The organism is Candidatus Synechococcus calcipolaris G9 (genome assembly GCF_029582805.1).
GTDB lineage: Bacteria > Cyanobacteriota > Cyanobacteriia > Thermosynechococcales > Thermosynechococcaceae > Synechococcus_F > Synechococcus_F calcipolaris.
Window position 1 is genome coordinate 1,247,778 of sequence record NZ_JAKKUT010000002.1, and the last position, 17,397, is coordinate 1,265,174.

General features: G+C 48.3%; 15 protein-coding genes and 1 tRNA gene. 8 read left to right on the forward strand and 8 right to left on the reverse strand.

Annotated elements, in window-relative coordinates:
* The first annotated feature begins 136 nt into the window (after positions 1-136).
* Positions 137-1,024, forward strand: coding sequence for an N-acetylmuramoyl-L-alanine amidase (locus L3556_RS08935; protein ID WP_277866929.1), 888 nt, complete (start codon positions 137-139; stop codon positions 1,022-1,024).
* Positions 1,025-1,069: 45 nt separating this feature from the next.
* Here the strand turns inward: L3556_RS08935 and purE are convergent, their stop codons facing one another.
* Complete coding sequence (purE, locus tag L3556_RS08940) at positions 1,070-1,597, reverse strand: 5-(carboxyamino)imidazole ribonucleotide mutase (RefSeq protein WP_277866930.1); 528 nt, start codon at positions 1,595-1,597, stop codon at positions 1,070-1,072.
* 238 nt (positions 1,598-1,835) lie between these two features.
* On the opposite strand from purE, the gene L3556_RS08945 reads away from it, so the two are divergent.
* A complete protein-coding gene (locus tag L3556_RS08945) occupies positions 1,836-2,156 on the forward strand; it encodes a hypothetical protein (RefSeq protein ID WP_277866931.1) in 321 nt (106 codons plus the stop codon).
* Positions 2,157-2,182: 26 nt separating this feature from the next.
* Complete coding sequence (gene nagA / locus L3556_RS08950) at positions 2,183-3,361, forward strand: N-acetylglucosamine-6-phosphate deacetylase (protein ID WP_277866932.1); 1,179 nt, start codon at positions 2,183-2,185, stop codon at positions 3,359-3,361.
* A gap of 106 nt (positions 3,362-3,467) precedes the next feature.
* Here nagA and L3556_RS08955 read toward each other — a convergent pair whose 3' ends face one another.
* From L3556_RS08955 to L3556_RS08970, 4 genes are read right to left on the reverse strand one after another with little or no spacing between them, the layout of a single operon-like run.
* The gene (locus L3556_RS08955) at positions 3,468-4,241 is read right to left on the reverse strand and encodes a DUF3226 domain-containing protein (protein WP_338405734.1); all 774 of its coding nucleotides are present in this window, start codon (positions 4,239-4,241) and stop codon (positions 3,468-3,470) included.
* Positions 4,238-5,413: an AAA family ATPase gene (locus L3556_RS08960; RefSeq protein WP_277866934.1), complete on the reverse strand. Its 1,176-nt coding sequence runs from the start codon at positions 5,411-5,413 to the stop codon at positions 4,238-4,240. Before L3556_RS08960 ends, L3556_RS08955 begins: the two co-directional genes overlap by 4 nt.
* 9 nt (positions 5,414-5,422) lie before the next feature.
* Positions 5,423-5,800: a VOC family protein gene (locus L3556_RS08965; RefSeq protein ID WP_338405719.1), complete on the reverse strand. Its 378-nt coding sequence runs from the start codon at positions 5,798-5,800 to the stop codon at positions 5,423-5,425.
* A 48-nt stretch (positions 5,801-5,848) separates the two neighbouring features.
* Positions 5,849-6,415: a phycobiliprotein lyase gene (locus L3556_RS08970; RefSeq protein ID WP_277866935.1), complete on the reverse strand. Its 567-nt coding sequence runs from the start codon at positions 6,413-6,415 to the stop codon at positions 5,849-5,851.
* A gap of 611 nt (positions 6,416-7,026) precedes the next feature.
* Here L3556_RS08970 and L3556_RS08975 point away from each other — a divergent pair.
* Positions 7,027-8,814 (forward strand): ABC transporter ATP-binding protein, encoded by a 1,788-nt coding sequence (locus L3556_RS08975; RefSeq protein ID WP_277867632.1) that lies wholly within the window; start codon positions 7,027-7,029, stop codon positions 8,812-8,814.
* 42 nt (positions 8,815-8,856) lie between these two features.
* On the opposite strand, the gene L3556_RS08980 is transcribed toward L3556_RS08975, so the two are convergent.
* Complete coding sequence (locus tag L3556_RS08980; RefSeq protein WP_277866936.1) at positions 8,857-10,641, reverse strand: aspartate kinase; 1,785 nt, start codon at positions 10,639-10,641, stop codon at positions 8,857-8,859.
* 30 nt (positions 10,642-10,671) lie between these two features.
* Entirely contained in the window at positions 10,672-11,292 is a 621-nt protein-coding gene (locus L3556_RS08985) for a hypothetical protein (protein ID WP_277866937.1), read from the reverse strand.
* A 139-nt stretch (positions 11,293-11,431) separates the two neighbouring features.
* Here L3556_RS08985 and L3556_RS08990 point away from each other — a divergent pair.
* The 3 genes from L3556_RS08990 to petH all read left to right on the forward strand — a co-directional run bounded on the left by L3556_RS08990 (position 11,432) and on the right by petH (position 13,796).
* Positions 11,432-11,513: transfer RNA gene (locus L3556_RS08990), tRNA-Leu, on the forward strand.
* A 184-nt stretch (positions 11,514-11,697) separates the two neighbouring features.
* Complete coding sequence (locus L3556_RS08995; RefSeq protein ID WP_277866938.1) at positions 11,698-11,994, forward strand: hemagglutinin; 297 nt, start codon at positions 11,698-11,700, stop codon at positions 11,992-11,994.
* A gap of 632 nt (positions 11,995-12,626) precedes the next feature.
* Entirely contained in the window at positions 12,627-13,796 is a 1,170-nt protein-coding gene (petH, locus tag L3556_RS09000) for a ferredoxin--NADP reductase (RefSeq protein WP_277866939.1), read from the forward strand.
* Positions 13,797-13,906: 110 nt separating this feature from the next.
* On the opposite strand, the gene L3556_RS09005 is transcribed toward petH, so the two are convergent.
* On the reverse strand, positions 13,907-14,647 hold the full coding sequence (locus tag L3556_RS09005) for a hypothetical protein (RefSeq protein ID WP_277866940.1): 741 nt from the start codon (positions 14,645-14,647) through the stop codon (positions 13,907-13,909).
* A 985-nt stretch (positions 14,648-15,632) separates the two neighbouring features.
* On the opposite strand from L3556_RS09005, the gene L3556_RS09010 reads away from it, so the two are divergent.
* A complete protein-coding gene (locus L3556_RS09010) occupies positions 15,633-17,381 on the forward strand; it encodes a hypothetical protein (protein ID WP_277866941.1) in 1,749 nt (582 codons plus the stop codon).
* The last annotated feature ends 16 nt before the right edge of the window (positions 17,382-17,397 follow it).

Sequence of the window (17,397 nt, forward strand, 5' to 3'; positions counted from 1 at the left end):
CGGTCAGTCGAAAATCTGCCCCTTGGTGAGCCTACTAGGCTAATTTCAATGCCAGAATAACGACACACTGTACATTGGTTTACAGTTTTTCAATAAAGATATGTGATTTTCTGATGGTCAGGGTGAGATGGAAGTGATGCGCTGGACTATTGTTCGATTTGCTTTGACGCTGGGCATGACCATGCTATGTTTGGCAGGACTGATGACTCTGACGGGCCAGCAGCCTCGGAGTCAGGAAGCCAATCTTCAGGTTCAGGAACAAATTTGGGCGGAGGTTAACCGCTATGTTCCCACCATTGAAACGGGCGTGCCTGTAGACGCTCGGTGTGAAGTTACCGCAGCACCCGCTATAGATGCTGCCCTAGATACCCTGGTGGAAACAGTGCCCCACTATCGACCCCAGGAAATTTGGCGGCGGGCAGATCCCAGTAACTATGGCGATCGCGTCCGGCAAGATGTCTATGGTCGTCCGGTGAGTGAGTCCCTTTTAGTGGTGATTCATGAAACCGTTGGCCCTGCCGAGGGAACCGTTCACCTGTTTCAGACCTACCATCCCTACGACTATCAACAGGTGAGCTATCACACCATTATTGATCAGGATGGAACCCTCATTCATACCGTACCCGCCAAGAATCGAGCCTACGGAGCAGGGAATTCTGAGTTTCAGGGGGAATCCGTGAAAACGAATCCAGAGATCGCGGCATCAGTAAATAATTTTGCCTACCATATCTCCCTGGAAACCCCCGATGATGGCATCCACGAATACGATAGCCACAGTGGCTATACGGATGCCCAGTATCGCTCGTTGGCATGGCTGATTAGTCGTACCCATGTTGCTGAGGATCGGGTGGTGTTTCATAAGGACATCGATCGCTACGGAGAACGGAATGATCCCCGCAGTTTTGATCAAGCCCTGCTGGATAACTATCTCAAGCCCTACCAAGGGATTCGCACTGCCTACTGTAGTCTTGTGGCCAAGGGGAAAGGGCTATCCGCCTCGAAATATCCCATAGAACTGAACTAGCCCCATCCATGACCATGGCCTATTCATCTAGAGATTAGACCGATCCTAGAGGGACATCTGACTGAGGTAATCACGGTAGCCCAGGGACTGAAGTTGATGATTTTTTTCTCTGATGGTTTCTCTTAAGGCGTGACGGTAGGCGCAGACCCGCTCTAGGAGAGCAGGATCATGACTCGCTAAGATCTGTACAGCTAGTAATCCAGCATTACGGGCATTACCGATCGCCACAGTTGCTACGGGAACACCGGTGGGCATTTGCACAATGGAGTAAAGGGAATCCACGCCCTGAAGATGACGGCTCGGTACGGGCACACCAATGACGGGTAGGGGGGTGAGGGCCGCAACCATTCCAGGTAAATGGGCTGCCCCTCCGGCTCCGGCAATAATAACTTTGATGCCGCGTTGATGGGCCCCTTGGGCAAACTCGTTCATTTCTAGGGGAGTTCGATGGGCTGAGAGAATCTGTACCTCCCAGGGAACGGCAAAATCTTCACAGATGGAGATCGCCCCCTGAAGGGTCGGTAAATCCGAATCACTTCCCATGACAATGGCGACGCAGGTGGTCTCATTCATGCCCAAACCTGAAAAAATTGAAACAGTCTGTAATATTATTCCCACGGAATTGTACCGATTGGGCCCCCATCTTTATACATTTATTGCAATCTCTGTCATTTCTGAGAATTTTTATCTAGAATTCGATTACTTTGGTTTTTCTGTATCTGAGTCTCAGACCCCCATTGACTCCCTAACTTAAGTCATTAAGTTAAGTTACGTAAATTCTTGCTCTCATCACTGCCTTGAGGAATCCCCCATGCTCAATGACATTCAAAAATACCGTTTTGTCTGCACCCTCACCTTTGGTGATATTTACGGTCAAATTATCATTTGGTTGATTGTTCTATTTATTGGCCTGGCGGCCTCCGTCACCCTCTACAACAATCCTGTGCAGGCGTTCTTGGTGGGGGGACTGATTCTGGTGTTAACGTTGCCGTTTCTGCTCTTTGCCTTTGTTACGACCCTGTTAAACCATATTGAAATGCGCCCTGTTACCGCCAGCGATCGCAAAAAGGCACGCAAATCTAAAATGGCCCCCCAGCCCGGCCCAAGCTCTGAAGTGGCTCCCGCCAGTTAGTTGGTTTTCCCCGACGAGTCAAAACCGTGGCCCATTGGCTGAGACAGGCAACCCTCATTGGTAATGATCATCCCCAGCAACTTCTCATTGATCAGGGGGTGGTTGTTGCCATTGAGCCGGAAGCCAATGACCTACCATGGTTCGATCCATCCATTCAGGTTGTAGATTTAGGGGGCGATCGCCTGTCCTTGGGTGGGATTGATGTGCAAATTAATGGGGCCCTCGGTCTACCCTTTCCCCTCTTGCAGCCCCAACATTTGCCCAAACTACGGGAGATTGGCCGGTTTCTCTGGAATCAAGGGGTTGATGCCTATTTACCCACCCTCGTCACCTCAGCGATCGCCGATATTCACCGCGCCCTAGAAACCCTAGCCACCGCATTCTCCTCTCAGCCGTCTATCCAGGAAGCCCACATCCTGGGCGTTCATTTAGAGGGCCCCTTCCTCAATCCCCAGAAACGGGGGGCCCATCCCCAAAAACATTTGCTGCCCCTCACGATCGATCAGGTGAAGCGGGTGCTGGGGGACTACGGCCCTATCGTCAAAGTAATCACCCTTGCCCCGGAATTAGATGAAACCGGCACCGTCATTCCCTACCTACGGGAACAGGGGATCACGGTCAGCTTAGGCCACTCCTTAGCAACCGCAACCCAAGCCAGCCAAGCCTTTGACCAAGGGGCAACCATGGTCACCCACGCCTTTAATGCCATGCCCAGTTTGCACCATCGAAATCCAGGCCTATTGGCGGCGGCGATCGCCGATGAACGGGTTTGGTATGGTTTGATTGCTGATGGCCAACATGTGGATCCCTTAATGATCAATCTTCTCCTCCGCTGCGATCGCCCCCATCAAGCCGGTACCTTTCTAGTGAGCGATGCCCTTGCCCCCCTGGGTTTAGCCGATGGGGTGTACCCGTGGGATGAACGGGAAATTACCATAGATAACGGTACAGCCCGCCTAGAGGATGGAACCTTGGCAGGGACAACCTTACCCTTATTAGCGGCGGTCACAAATCTCGTCCAATGGCGCATCTGCTCTTGGGATCGGGCGATCGCCCTAGGAACCCTTGCTCCCCGTCAAGCCATCGGGGAATCTATTTCAGCCATCCATTCAGGAATCGGTGTCGGCACTCGGGCCGAACATCTACTGCGTTGGTCAACAGGTTCAAAAGGGCCGCAAGCCCAGCGACTTGACTTAGGGGGTTAGCACGTTGTTGGGCTGCTCTACCCTAATTTTTAAGGAGGCAACCTGAAGCTTGTCCGTGGGCTTCAAGATCAAATCTTTCTAAAGAAAAACCACTAGCAGACATGACTTAGATTGATAGTAGCTCCCTCAAAAAGATCGTCAGATTGTTGAGACTCAAAATATGTTGCTCAGTCTGAGTGCTAACCCAAGCATTGTCTGAAATACTTGCTGTGTTTGTTTTACCTGGCTTAAGAATGCTTGCAATCGTTGCAACTGTCGCCTTTTCTTTGTCAAAAGGCTTCCAGCCAATTTGCTTAACTTCTTCTTCAGAAAATTGAGAAATGTAGGATTTAGCCCTTTCCATGTATGCAGGATAAGCTACTTCTCCACACGCACAGAGCAATGTATCCAGTACGCCTTGGTCAGAGTTGTTTGGCAGTATATAGATTCCCAACTTTGGCGTAGTTTTCGTTACAGCACCAGTTTCGCTAATTTCAGATGGAAAGTCAGGAAAATACTCACTCAATCCGTCACAATATTTCTTTGCGACTTCAGCAGGTTTTTGTTTGTCAGCATCAGCTACAATTGCAAATGCTGACAAAGAGTTCAAATAATCAATATCAGCCAACTTGTCTTTTAAGTTATCTACTAATCTACTCCCTTCACCCGCATATATAGCTACAGATAAAGTGTCTGTATATAGAATTGACGGCATATCAAGCCTAAGATACAGCCTTCCTGTTTTCGAAGGATATACAGGAATGAACTTTTGCCACAAAGAATCCAGCTTTGATTTATCGTCATTGAATTGGGAAAATCCTAGTAATTCACGTAAGACTTTGCATAGAAAAGCTTGATCATGGTTCCCCTCAACCCCAACTAATACACATCTTCGGTTCACCAACGAACCTCCTGTCCTAATTCCTCACGCAATCGTTTCAATCTATCCCAGTCATGTCTCACTACTCGTGTTTGCATCTCCTTCGGCTCAAGGCGATAAAGAACTAAATCTGATTCATACTCAGTCACATCCAATAAGGCATCAACAGCTTCAAGACTATGTGTTGTTGCAAAGAGCTGCACATCCATTTCTTTGCACCATTTAACGAGCCAACCGAACGAATTTTGCAATGCTTCAGTATGGATTGTGGATTCAAGCTCATCTATTAAAAAAATTCCTCCTCTGACACTTGCAAGCTTAAGAGCTATATGCAGTAGGCGACGGACTCCATCACCGAATGTACTGACAGGTGCAAGTCCTAACCTTTCATGTTGAATGTAAATGTTAAATCGAGAAGATATAGACTCTGGAGACAAAAGAATTTCTATGTCAGAAATATTATGATCCATCTGACGCAACAGATCTAACACATCAGCTTTAAAGTTATGAAACCGAGCTTCTGACAGCAGCCGAAACTGTCCAATATCTGAGCGATGAGATGCAGGTGTGACAACTGAAGTAAGTAGGCTAGGTTCTCTTTTCCCTGTTCTGGAAAAAAACTCATGCTCCCAAAGCTGGTAGTCCTCGATAATATCAGCTTCCTCACTATTAAATAAACTCAACTGTTCAGTGTATAGATCGACTCTTAGGTCAATTCCTTTTCTCAATTCGAGGAGATCCTCGCTTTCACCTATCTGCTCGTCCTCAGATTCAGCAAGTTGATCATCTCCAGCAGCTAACCTTCTCCGCTTTTCAGAGACAAACATACCCTCCATTTCCTCATAAGTCGCTTTCATCTGCTTGACTGCAAATGATCCACTGCCAGAAATAGAGATGGTACCCGTCTTGAGTTTTTCACTATTCAATAGAAAATCATGTGAAAACAACCATTGAAGTGCATCAAGAGAGGGGGTACGAGATATCCTATACTCTTGCTCCCGTTGTCTCGCAGTACTTAGCCATACCCTTATATCTAATGGATGGCAATAGATAGATAAAGCCTCAAGAACACTTGTCTTACCTGAGTTGTTGATTCCAACGAGCAGGTTAATTTGTCCAAGACCTTTTAGTTCTAGATCTCGAATCCCCCTAAACTTATGAATTGCTATGCTTTCCAGGCTTACTGTGCTCATGTGCCTAGTTTAGCCTAAAACGTTGTTAGCCAAGAACGTTAGTTCAATCACATTGCCATCGGGATCCTGAACGAAAAACGCCGCACGGCCCGAGGCACTGGCTTGAATCCGGTAGCCCGCCGCCGTCAGTTGCTTGCCTATCCCCTCTAAATCATTGACGGCCAAGGCAATATGGGGATTTCGCCCCCATCGTTCCCGCTCCGCCAAAGCATTTGAGCATTGATTCGTTTCAATGAGATGGATCTGCACTGGCCCCACCTGATACCACAGTCCCGGAAAACTCAACGGGCGATCGGCTAAAGTCAACCTGAGAAGATTGCCATAAAATTGGGCAGATCGTTCCAGATCCGTCACATGAATCGCAACATGGAGAACAGCGGAAATCACGATGGTTAAGTTAGTCCGGTTAAGTTACGTCCGAGTTAAAACCGTGGGTTATTCTGCCGGGGCTTGGGCCGTTGCCGCCGTAGGTGTGGCTGCTTGAGTCACTCCCAAACGAATTTCTGAGCAAAAGGATGCCATACTAAAGCCACCAAATCGCTTCAAAATACTGGTACGCAAACGTAAATTGGGGCTGGCAAACCAGATTCGCTCCTCGGAATACATGGTGTCATACTCCGTAATTAAGGTTAGGGCCCCATCACTCCCCATGACATACCGACCAGCAACGGGAGCTTTTTCCGCATAGCCCATTTCCCGCAGCAGTTTCCCTTCTGTTGAATGTTTTCCATCCGCCACCGGAACAATCACCGTTGAGCCTTCATGCTTTTCCTCATCCCATTCCATTGTGCCGTCCCAACTCACACGGGCACCACAGAGAGCCTGACTCCCATCAATTTCGTATTGGTTACACAGAGCAATAACAGCCGGGTCAGTGACACTCAGAAATTCAATCGTCAATTGAGATTTACCCGATTCTGACTGCTTGAAGGCCAAATGGTGACTCGTGCGTTGAGAAAACCAACGACCCGCACTTTGCTCAAAAAAGGTTTGGATATCCATGCCGTATAATTGAAACTAAATTTTGAATGGAGATGCTGCTCCATTATATAGCCCCAGGGAAGCCTAGGGATCGGCAAGCAGGCAAGAAGACTTCAGTTTTTAAAGAGTTTGGTGAAGCAAAATATTTCCTAAAGTTACATGCCAATGCATAGAAATATGAGGCAACACAATAATTTGCACTACACTAAAAAAATAGTTAAAATACAGAAAAAATCAATCCATTGAAACTCTACGGTGATGTCAATGTTCTTGATTTTAATCCTTTTGTTCCGCTCAGTGATGAGCAATGAAGTGGCTCCCGGAAGCTGAACAGAACCTTATTCTTTCAGCCGGTCAATCCTGGAGAAGTGTTAGGAGGAAAATCTTTCAAGTTGTCAATGGTAAAAAGCTCTTATTTGAAAATTTAGACTCTCTTTTTCAATATCTTAAAGCTTATAAGTTATCAATGCAGCTAACTTCATTGGAGTTGAATTATAAAATAGTTACAGCCAGTATAACTATAGATGAAATTCACAAAGACGTTCATCAATCCTTTAATACGTTAAGTCAATTTCTCATCTAGATTAAAATATCATCTTCGGTTAAACTAGAAAAAATATTGGTTCGTGCTGATTGTGCCCTCACTCCATCCCTTTGCTCGTCTACTCACCCATACTCGACAGTATCAAACCCAGGTTTGGCAAGCCTCTGCTTGTTCCGTACTCAACAAAATCTTTGATCTTGCGCCGCCGGTCTTAATTGGGATTGCGGTAGATATTGTCGTCGAGCAACAGGACTCTATCCTCGCCCGCTGGGGACTTGTTAGTGCCCGGCAACAACTTTTAGCTTTAGCCCTAGTCTCTTTTTTGATCTGGAGTTTAGAATCCCTGTTTGAGTATGCCTACGATCGCCTGTGGCGGAATTTAGCCCAGCAGATTCAGCATGATTTGCGATTGGATGCCTACAGCCATTTGCAGGAGATGGAATTAGCCTATTTCGAGGATCGCAGTAGTGGGGTTCTCCTCTCGATTCTGAATGATGATATTAACCAGTTAGAGCGATTTTTAGATCAGGGTGCGAACGAAATTCTCCAAGTGACGACCACAGTGATTGTTATTGGGGCAATTTTCTTTTTCTTGGCTCCAACCGTGACCATTTGGGCGATGCTACCCATGCCATTTATTCTTTGGGGGTCGATTATTTTTCAACGGCGATTAGCCCCTCGCTATGCCCAAGTTCGGGAGAAGGCAGGGTTATTAAATGAACGTCTTGCCAATAATTTAGCGGGTATGCAAACAATTAAAAGCTTCACTGCTGAAGAGTATGAATTGGAACGTCTTCGCCTCGATAGTTTGGCCTATCGCCAGAGCAATCGTGGGGCGATCGCCCTGAGTGCGGCCTATATACCCCTAATTCGCTTCGTGATTCTGTTTGGCTTTACCGGAACCCTAATTTTAGGCGGTTTTGCGGCGATCGCCGGCCGCTTAGATGTGGGGGCCTATAGCGTTATGGTCTTTTTAATTCAACGGTTGCTCTGGCCCCTGACTCGATTGGGAGAAACCCTAGATCAATATCAGCGAGCAATGGCATCCAGCCAACGGGTGATGAATTTACTGAATGCAGAAATTAGAATTCATCCGGGACATCGCGTCCTTGTGCCCCAGGACGTCAAGGGTGAGTTGCGGTTTGAACAAGTCAGTTTTGCCTACGGTGGCCGCGACACCATACTCCACAGCATTGATCTATACGTTCCCGCTAGTCAGACCATTGCCATTGTCGGCGCAACCGGCTCTGGTAAAAGCACGCTAGCGAAACTGCTGCTGCGATTTTATGAGATTCATGGGGGACGCATTCTTTTGGATGGCATTGAAATCCATGAATTACGCCTAAAGGATTTGAGAGCAGCCATTGGATTGGTGAGTCAGGATGTTTTTCTATTCCATGGCACCGTGTACGACAATATTGCCTACGGTACCTTTGAAGCGACCCTTGCAGAAGTAATAACGGCGGCGAAGATGGCGGAAGCCGATGAGTTTATCCGTCAGCTTCCCCAAGGGTATGACACGGTGGTGGGGGAGCGGGGACAAAAACTATCGGGAGGACAGCGTCAACGCCTGGCGATCGCCCGGGCTATTCTCAAGGATCCACCCATTTTAGTTCTGGATGAAGCCACCTCAGCGGTGGATAACGAAACGGAAGCGGCCATTCAACGCTCCCTCGCCCAAATCACCCAGCACCGTACTACCATTGCCATTGCCCACCGTCTCTCCACGATTCGCCATGCAGATCGTATCTATGTGATGGATGCCGGTCGATTTGTCGAACAGGGAACCCATGAAGAACTCATTGAGTTGGCTGGCATCTATAGTCACCTATGGGATGTGCAAACAGGCCACTTACCTGCCACTTTACTCCCGTAGAACTTTATTCCTGTAGAAATTTTAGAACCTGATCGGTTAAGTTCAGGCGCCAAGGTGAAAGGCCCTATGAATTGCTTGCAAGGCGGCAATACCATCGGCTTCTGCAACAACGCAACTGACCCGGATTTCTGAGGTGGCAATCATCTGAATATTGATGTTGGCCTGGGCTAGGGCCGCAAACATCTGAGCTGCCACCCCCGGCCGGTGGATCATGCCCACGCCGACAATACTCACCTTGGCGATCGCCCGATCTAGTAGAACCTCGCCCCAATGGTAATCCCTTTGAGCATCCTTGAGCAGATGATGGGCCCCGTCACCGTCTCCCTCGGCCACCGTAAAGGCAATATCCCGACTGATCACCCCATTCAAGGATCGCGATCGCTGGGACTGAATAATCATATCCACACTGATGCCCGCATCGGCTAAACGCTGAAAAATGGTTGCCGCCATCCCGGGGCGATCGGGTACATCGCGAATGGCTAAACGGGCCTGCTTGCCATCTAGGGCTACCCCCCGCACCGCTGGATATTCCGTCGTTTGATCAGGCCAATCTGGCTGGGAAACCATCTCTACATCAAAGGTTTGGGATAGGAGGGCAACGGCCCGGCCAGCATCCACCGCCATGACCGTACAACTAACGTTCACTTCAGAGGTGGAAATCATTTGCAGATTAATGCCCGCCGCCGCTAAGGCCGAAAACATCTGGGCAGCTACCCCCGGGCGGCCAATCATGCCGGCTCCCGTAATACTCACCTTGGCAATATCCCGGTCAATGAGAACTTCGGCACTATCGCGAGTAGAACCATTTTTGTTCCGCAGCAGGGGACTAAAGGCCGTTGCCACCGCTTCCGCTTGGTTTAGGGAAGCTTTTTGAACGGTAAAGGCAATATCATTGGTGTTCCCCTCATGGATGGATTGAATAATTAAATCCACATCCAAGTCCTGTTGGGCCAGTTCTCCAAAGAGTTGGGCCGCCACCCCAGGGCGATCGGCAACCCGCAGTAGGGCCACTTTGGCCTGATCTGTGTCCAGTTTCACCCCATCTACGGGCCGGCCCAGTTCCAGATTTTCCACGGGACGAGGTTGGCGCACTGGCGAGATCACCCGAGTACCAGGCTCATCAGTCCAACTGGAGCGAACCACTAAATCCACCCCATAGTTACGGGCAATTTCAACGGCACGGGGATGGAGTACCTTGGCTCCCAAACTCGCTAATTCCAGCATTTCATCACAGGTAATGGCATCCATTAACTGGGCATCGGGCACCAGTCGGGGATCTGTGGTGAGAATGCCAGGGACATCTGTATAAATTTCGCAGCAGTTGGCAGCTAAGGCAGCCGCTAGGGCCACCGCAGAGGTATCAGAGCCGCCCCGCCCGAGGGTAGTTACTTCAAAATCTTCGGCGGCGGTCACCCCCTGAAAACCAGCAACAACAACGACTTTGCCTTCTTTGAGGTGGCGTTCTAAGCGTTGGGTTTCAATATGCAAAATCCGGGCACGGGTGTGGGCCGGTTCCGTGACAATGCCCACTTGGGCCCCGGTGAGGGAAATGGCGGGCTGACCAAGGGCCTGAAGGGCCATACTGAGTAGGGAAATGGACACCTGCTCCCCGGTGGACAAGAGCATATCCATTTCGCGGCGACAGGGATTGGGACTAATGTCTTGGGCTAACTTGACCAGACCATCGGTGGTTTTACCCATGGCGGAGACAACGACCACCACTTGATGCCCTGCTTGAACCGTCGCTTTGACCCGTTGAGCCACCGCTTGAATGCGCTCAACACTACCAACGGAGGTGCCACCATATTTTTGAACAATTAATCCCATGAGTTTGATAATGCCATAAAAATCAATGGATTACTTGGAGGGTAGCAGACGCAACCAAGGTTTATTTTGCCGTCGTCGCTCTACATGACACTCCAGGCCAAACTGAGTATAGTCTGCTGGGTCAATTAATCGCTTGAATTGGGAAAACTTGATGGCGCGATCGCCCTGGGTTGATGTAATTTCTGATTCGGGGTTATTAACATCACCGCCTAGATAATTAAAGGCAATTTCCGCCGTCATCCATACCGTTCTATCTAGGGTTTCCGCCGTGGGAATGGTTTCTTCTAGACGGCTTAGTTTTTGGGACAGATCACTCCAGAGATTAGAGGATCGGCCTTGCTTCTGGTTTGGATCGGATTTCTTTTTACGGAACAGTACTGTAAATTGCGTCCATTTTTGGCGAATAATTAAGCCAATATAGGTTGAAAATCGGCGGATAATCCGAAAAAACAGGGCAATAATATTCCCTGCTCCTGTCTTATTGGTGGGTTTTGCCGGGGATTGGCTGGGTTGATTTCCTGGAATGGGCTTACCCGTTTGGGGCGATCGCTCAATGACCACATCACTCCAGCCACAGTTGCTACATACCTGCCGTCCCGATTTCAAGGGGGGGCCGATTTTGGAATAACAGCGGGGACAGCTTTCAAACATAGATGGTATCGCTTGGGTGGACGTTCAAAATTTTATCGAATTTTTATTTTGCTATTTTCTAACATTGTATAGCCGCCCCCGCTTACGCGAAAATTAGGAGTACCCTTAACGGACGCAATATGGCATAATAAGCCTCTGCGGGCGAGTGGCGAAATGGTAGACGCACTACACTCAAAATGTAGCGGGGTTTCCCCATGTCAGTTCGAGTCTGACCTCGCCCATAGTAATAGCAATGCTTCCATGCAACGCCTAGGGCGGGATGTTTTTCTTTGGCTGGGCGATCGCCCAGCCAGGCACATCAACCCCATCACCGGCGGCGGATGTTTCCCCATCCTCTGAGATGGCAGAGCAGCCTGCCAAGCGTAAGTGAGGGCGACCACGGAAGACCTCTATGGAGTCAAAGCCATGAGTGAGCAGATCACAGCCAGTGAAGCCAAGCAAATCATGGACTTACTGCAATCCATGGATAAGAAGCTAGATGTCCACATTGCAGAAACGAAGGGGCAATTTAATACAGTTCATACCGAGATTAAGGCTCTCAATGACAAGGTTGATGGCTTACGCTCTGAACTGCGGGATGACATTACCGAACTGCGTGGACAACAGAAAACGACTGATGCAAGGTTATGGGGCTTCATTGTGGCCCTGGTGACTCTGGTTGGCAGTGGCGTGATTAAGGTTCTCTGGTTTGACCGTGCCTAAAAAAATACCCAGACCTGCAAGTCTGGGTGGATTCAATAAATTCTCAAGGTGATTTTCCCATGTCTGAATGAGACTTCAAAACCTCACAACTAAATAATAAGCTGACATCTTATGTCCATACCAGTTCCGGGGCTGGCAGATGAAACGCCAATGACAGGGACTTTACGCCCGGCGGTATCTTAAAAAGTCTATTCCCATCTTTCCCAAGCAACGATCATTTGGGGGTAATTCTGGGGGTATATCGTGAACAGGCTTCAGAAGAAACCCATTTATATCAACGGTTTGAATGGTCTAGCTGGATGGAGACCTCGCCATGGCCACCATTCGCGGTGAAAAGACGGAGTCTGAGTTAGTGAGCCAATGGAAATTTACCCAACGATGCTTCACACTTGGAAGTACCAGCTTGACGCTTGGTTTGAACAAAGCTTTCTTGGTCAGGAGTGAGACTCATGATCATATACACTTCTTATCCAGACGACCAGTTATTTTAAGCTGTTCTCCCATCTATTCTAGGTATAGAATGGCCTCGCAGAGATTCTAGTCAACCGGTTGCCTGTAACATTGTAGTTGGCGAGAGGAACGTTCTGTTGCAAAATGTAAAGCTGAATTTAGCATTGGAGATGGTGTAACTGATGTATAACTTGAGTGCAACCAGCGGAAATACCGGCTTTGGTAGTCGCGTATTCCGGTATGAGGTGACTGGCCTGCGTCAAACGAGTGAATCCGATCAAACCGATTATGATATTCGTCGCAGTGGTAGTACGTTTTTTAATGTGCCCTACAGCCGCATGAATCAGTTTATGCAACAGATCAGTCGTTGGGGGGGCAAGATTGTCAGTATCTATCCCCTCGGTATTGACACCCCGCCACCGCCAGCAGCAACATCAGCCCCAGCAGTTGAACCCCAGAAAAAAGCAAAGGCAGATATTCCGGTTAATATTTATCGGCCCAATAAACCCTACATGGGCAAGGTCATCTCCAATGAAGAACTGGTACGGGAAGGGGGAGAAGGCACCGTTAAGCATATTATCTTTGATCTTTCTGAGGGAGAACTGCGCTACCTAGAAGGTCAGAGCATTGGTATTATTCCTGCGGGTACGGATGCTAAGGGTAAACCCCATAAACTTCGCCTCTATTCCATTGCCTCTACCCGCCACGGTGATTTTGTGGATGATAAAACCGTATCCCTGTGTGTCCGCCAACTGGAGTACAAAGACCCAGAGAGTGGTGACAAGGTTTACGGGGTGTGCTCGTCCTACCTGAATAAGGTAAAACCCGGTGATGAGGTCAAAATTACGGGCCCTGTGGGTAAAGAAATGCTCTTGCCTGATGACCCGGAAGCAACCATTGTCATGCTGGGGACGGGGACGGGGATTGCTCCTTTCCGGGCATTCCTGTGGCGGATGTTCAAGGAGAAGCATGCAGACTATCAATTCAAAGGTTTAGCCTGGTTATTTTTTGGGGTTGCCTATACGCCTAATATTCTCTATAAGCAAGAGCTAGAGGAACTTCAAGAGAAATTCCCGGAAAACTTCCGTTTAACCTATGCCATTAGTCGGGAGCAAAAAACCGCTGAAGGGGGCAAGATGTACATCCAATGTCGGATTGCTGAACACGCCGATGAACTTTGGCAACTCCTCCAGAAGAAAAATACCCATGTCTATATGTGCGGACTCAAGGGCATGGAGCCAGGCATTGATCAAGCTATGACTGAAGCTGCGGCTAAAAATGGGGCTGACTGGACCGAGTTTCTCAAGGGAACCCTGAAAAAGGAAAGCCGTTGGCACGTGGAAACCTACTAAGTTATCAAAACTAAGTTATCAAAACTAAGTTATCAAAACTAAGTTATCAAAGTCCCGCGTCCCACGAAATCCAAGGAACGATCCCCCTACGTGAGAGCGTGAGGGGGTTTTTATTGATAACCGTGTGGCATTAAGACTCCTTCCGGAATACCTTCAGCCTTGAGCAGACGGGGCAGGGGAGGTAAAATTCGGCTACAACGGGCAACAAAATCCGCCAGCCAGGATTCTAGCAGGGATTTTTCCTCAATGGTAAGATGCTGTTGTGTCCAAGTCTGTTGAGATGTCACCTGATTGACCTCTGGACTCACGGCCACCACATTAAAGGATTGCAACCAGTGATGACTGGGGCGGGTGACGAGCCAATAGTTGCTCACTAGCATCTTGCCAAGGTAAGTTTGGGCGATTTGGCCAGCTTTTTGAAAATACTCTAAATATTCGTCCAAGGTGGGCATGGCTGTTGGTTTATAGGCATAGGTCTGATGGGGCGCGATCGCCATGTCTGGTTCAAAGAAATTAGTAAATTCCTCCTCCGGGCTATCCATGGGGGCCTCACTCAGCCCGAGGAGGGCAAACAATTTGGTTTCTAACTCGTGGAGATGTTCTGGTTTTGTGGATTGACGATCTTTGATTTTTTGGTGCAGGTTGACCAGTAACTCCAATTCACCGGTCTGGAGATCGGACAGATGGATGAGATGAATCAAATGCTCTAGGAAACGATTTACGGTAAGGGATTCCCCTGACATCGAAGCTCTGTGAACTGACGCAGGTGTATTACGGAGGAGATCATCAATATCCCCGCGTTCAGCGAGAAGGTGGCATAAATAATAACGAGTCATAGGGGAAACATTCATAGCATTATCCTCATGGTCGAAGAAAACGAACACAACGACTGATAAAACCGATAGGCCAATTGATCCCACAAAAGGAGGAACACAAGAGGTATATGGATCACACCAGTCCGGTGATTATTTAGGTAAGCCCACAGGAGTATAAAAATACTCGCAGATAAAATAAGTTCCAGGTTGGCGATAACTTAAGAAACTCGCAAGAATCAGTGATCCCGTCGGAACGACATAAAAAATCTGAAAAAAAAATAATCAAACTCTTATGAGATTAAATAAACCCAGCGATCGCCGTGATGCTCAGATGCTCTAGAACCTCGGTGGATTCTAGCAAATCCTGCTCCGGCCCAACTCCTAACAAACTGCTATACCTCGTAACTGATTTCCGCTATAGCTGAAACCTACAGTGATCTCCAAAGGTCAAGATTGAATTAACCTGGGTATTGGCTTATGGGACTGTTATAACGTTCTTTACTGTAAGAGACAAGTAACAAGGACTACAAAACGACAATATTTACAATACAGAAAGATTATTTTAATAATCAGAGCTACTTATGACTGGGAGCATTTTACCTGGATTTGGCAATGAAATGGGAGATAGATTAGACAGGGTGGGCGATCCCCATTGGAGATCGCTAGTTTAATGACTCGGCTATTACAAGAATAAGGTTAAAAACGTTACGGAATAAGGGGTGTGTTCTCAACATTTTATAAATTAACTTAATGAAAAACCATGAAATACCAATAAAAATCCAAATCTAAATAAAATCTTAAGATATGTTTAGGAAAGATATAGAAATCGTGGCTAATTTTACTTTACATTTGTGGGCGATCGCCTTTGGAAATCCTAGTTCCAAAGGAATTTAGTGCCTAGGACACCTTGGCGAAGGAGGGGACTTACCCCTACAATACGGGCAGATTTTCCTAGATATGTTTGCATAAAAGAACCCTTAGGTAGCAATATCTTAAGCAGTAGGAGTGATTGGGTGCGGTAATGGCGACTTGGGAATTTTTATTACAGAAGGAGGGCGATCGTGCGTGGCTCCCCCTTGAACCCCCCTCGGTGGAAATTTTAGAGGGCTGTTATCGGCTCATGGCCCGTTGTCCATCGGCGGAAACACCCATTGAGGTACAAATCAAACATTATTATGAGCAAGAGGGGCAACCGAAGCAACGCTACCAACGCCGCACCCATCGCACCAGTCCCTCCGGTCTAATGGGGATCATTCCCTTTACCTATTTAGAGCCGGGTCGCTGGGAATTGTCCTGTCGTCTGACTCAAGAGGGTGTCATTCAAGGGGGTACCTTTGAGATCAGGTTGGATGTATTAGCCCAAGTGGAAGATTGGGACTGGATGCCAACAATTCCCGTGACGGCTACCGAAGAACCGCCCGTGATGTTATCCGCTGGGTTACCGGAGGAAGAAAGTTGGTCTGGGCCATCTGAATCAAGGGACATTGCTGCCCCAGCTATACCCGTACTTGAATCCTCCCCCGAATCCGATGTGTTGGTTCCCATTACCCAAACCTCACAGAAATCGGTGGAAAACTTGACCGATCCCCAACCCTTAGATGCGGAGACGGCCCAACAACCCACCCAACCTGCCACCCTGATTACCTTGCCCCAATGTGCCTATACGGTATTTTCCGATGAATCCTTAACTATTCGTGGCCAGGTTCTAGTTCCGGGAACGGTTGTGATTCGCCTGCGGAATCCCCTTACCCGCGAAGTGATTCTTGAAGATTCTATTGAACCAGTGGGAGTAGCTCCCAACCTAGAGTTTGCCTATGAAATGCCCCAATTAACCCATATCTCTGTGGTGGTTGGTGAAGCACGGGTGATCCCAACAACGGAACTGGGGCGATCGGAAATTCGCCAATCTCAAGCTTTTATGGTGACGATCTTAGCGGCCCCTGATTTACCCCTTGCGTCCACCGCCCCGAAACCGAAGGATGAGTCTAAATCGACTATACCGGTGAAGCCACTCCAATCCTCTCCAGTGATTCAAACCCCGGTTTCCCCTGCCCAACCTTTACCCTTGCATCCTCCGAAACCCCCTCGATCGCCCCTGGATCAGCCCTTAGTGAAACCCTTAGCCAGCCCGCCTCTCCTGCCCCGTCGCCGTAGTCCCGAACTGCCGGTATTGGCTCCCGTGCAATTGACTCCGTCACCATCTCCAGGGATCACCTTACCGCCTCGATTAGGAGCCATCTCGGAGTCAAAGAGACAACGGCGGGTGAGTTTACCAACATTTTGCCAACCGCTTTCAGTTGTGGATGTGCCCGTTACACCTCCTCCCTTTTCATCCGCTGGCAGCCAGGAGCGGTTTTGGTCAAATTTACAACGATTAGCCCAGGTGGAGGCTTCCCAGGTTGGTTATCAGAATGAAGATGGGCCAATTGCAGAGGATTTTCCACTCCTGCCCCCCATTCTCACATTGCCCGAAGCAGATATGGTTGCCAATGAATCGATGGAGATTCGCGTCAAACTTAGCCAGAGTAAGGAACGAGTTTGTGTAAAGTTGTGGGTTACAAATGCAGAAACAGGGGATTTAATTGCTGGGCCCCGCTGGCTGGTGGATTTTGATTTCCAGGATAACCATAGTGAACGGGAAACAATCGTAAGGATTGATATTCCTAGTGATGCCCAAGCCTTGGCTATCATGGCGATCGCCGTGAATCAAGATACCTGCCAAGAAAGTCCTACGGTAGCTCTGCGACGTTCAGTGATTAAGGGAAGGTGATTCGGGGGAAATGATA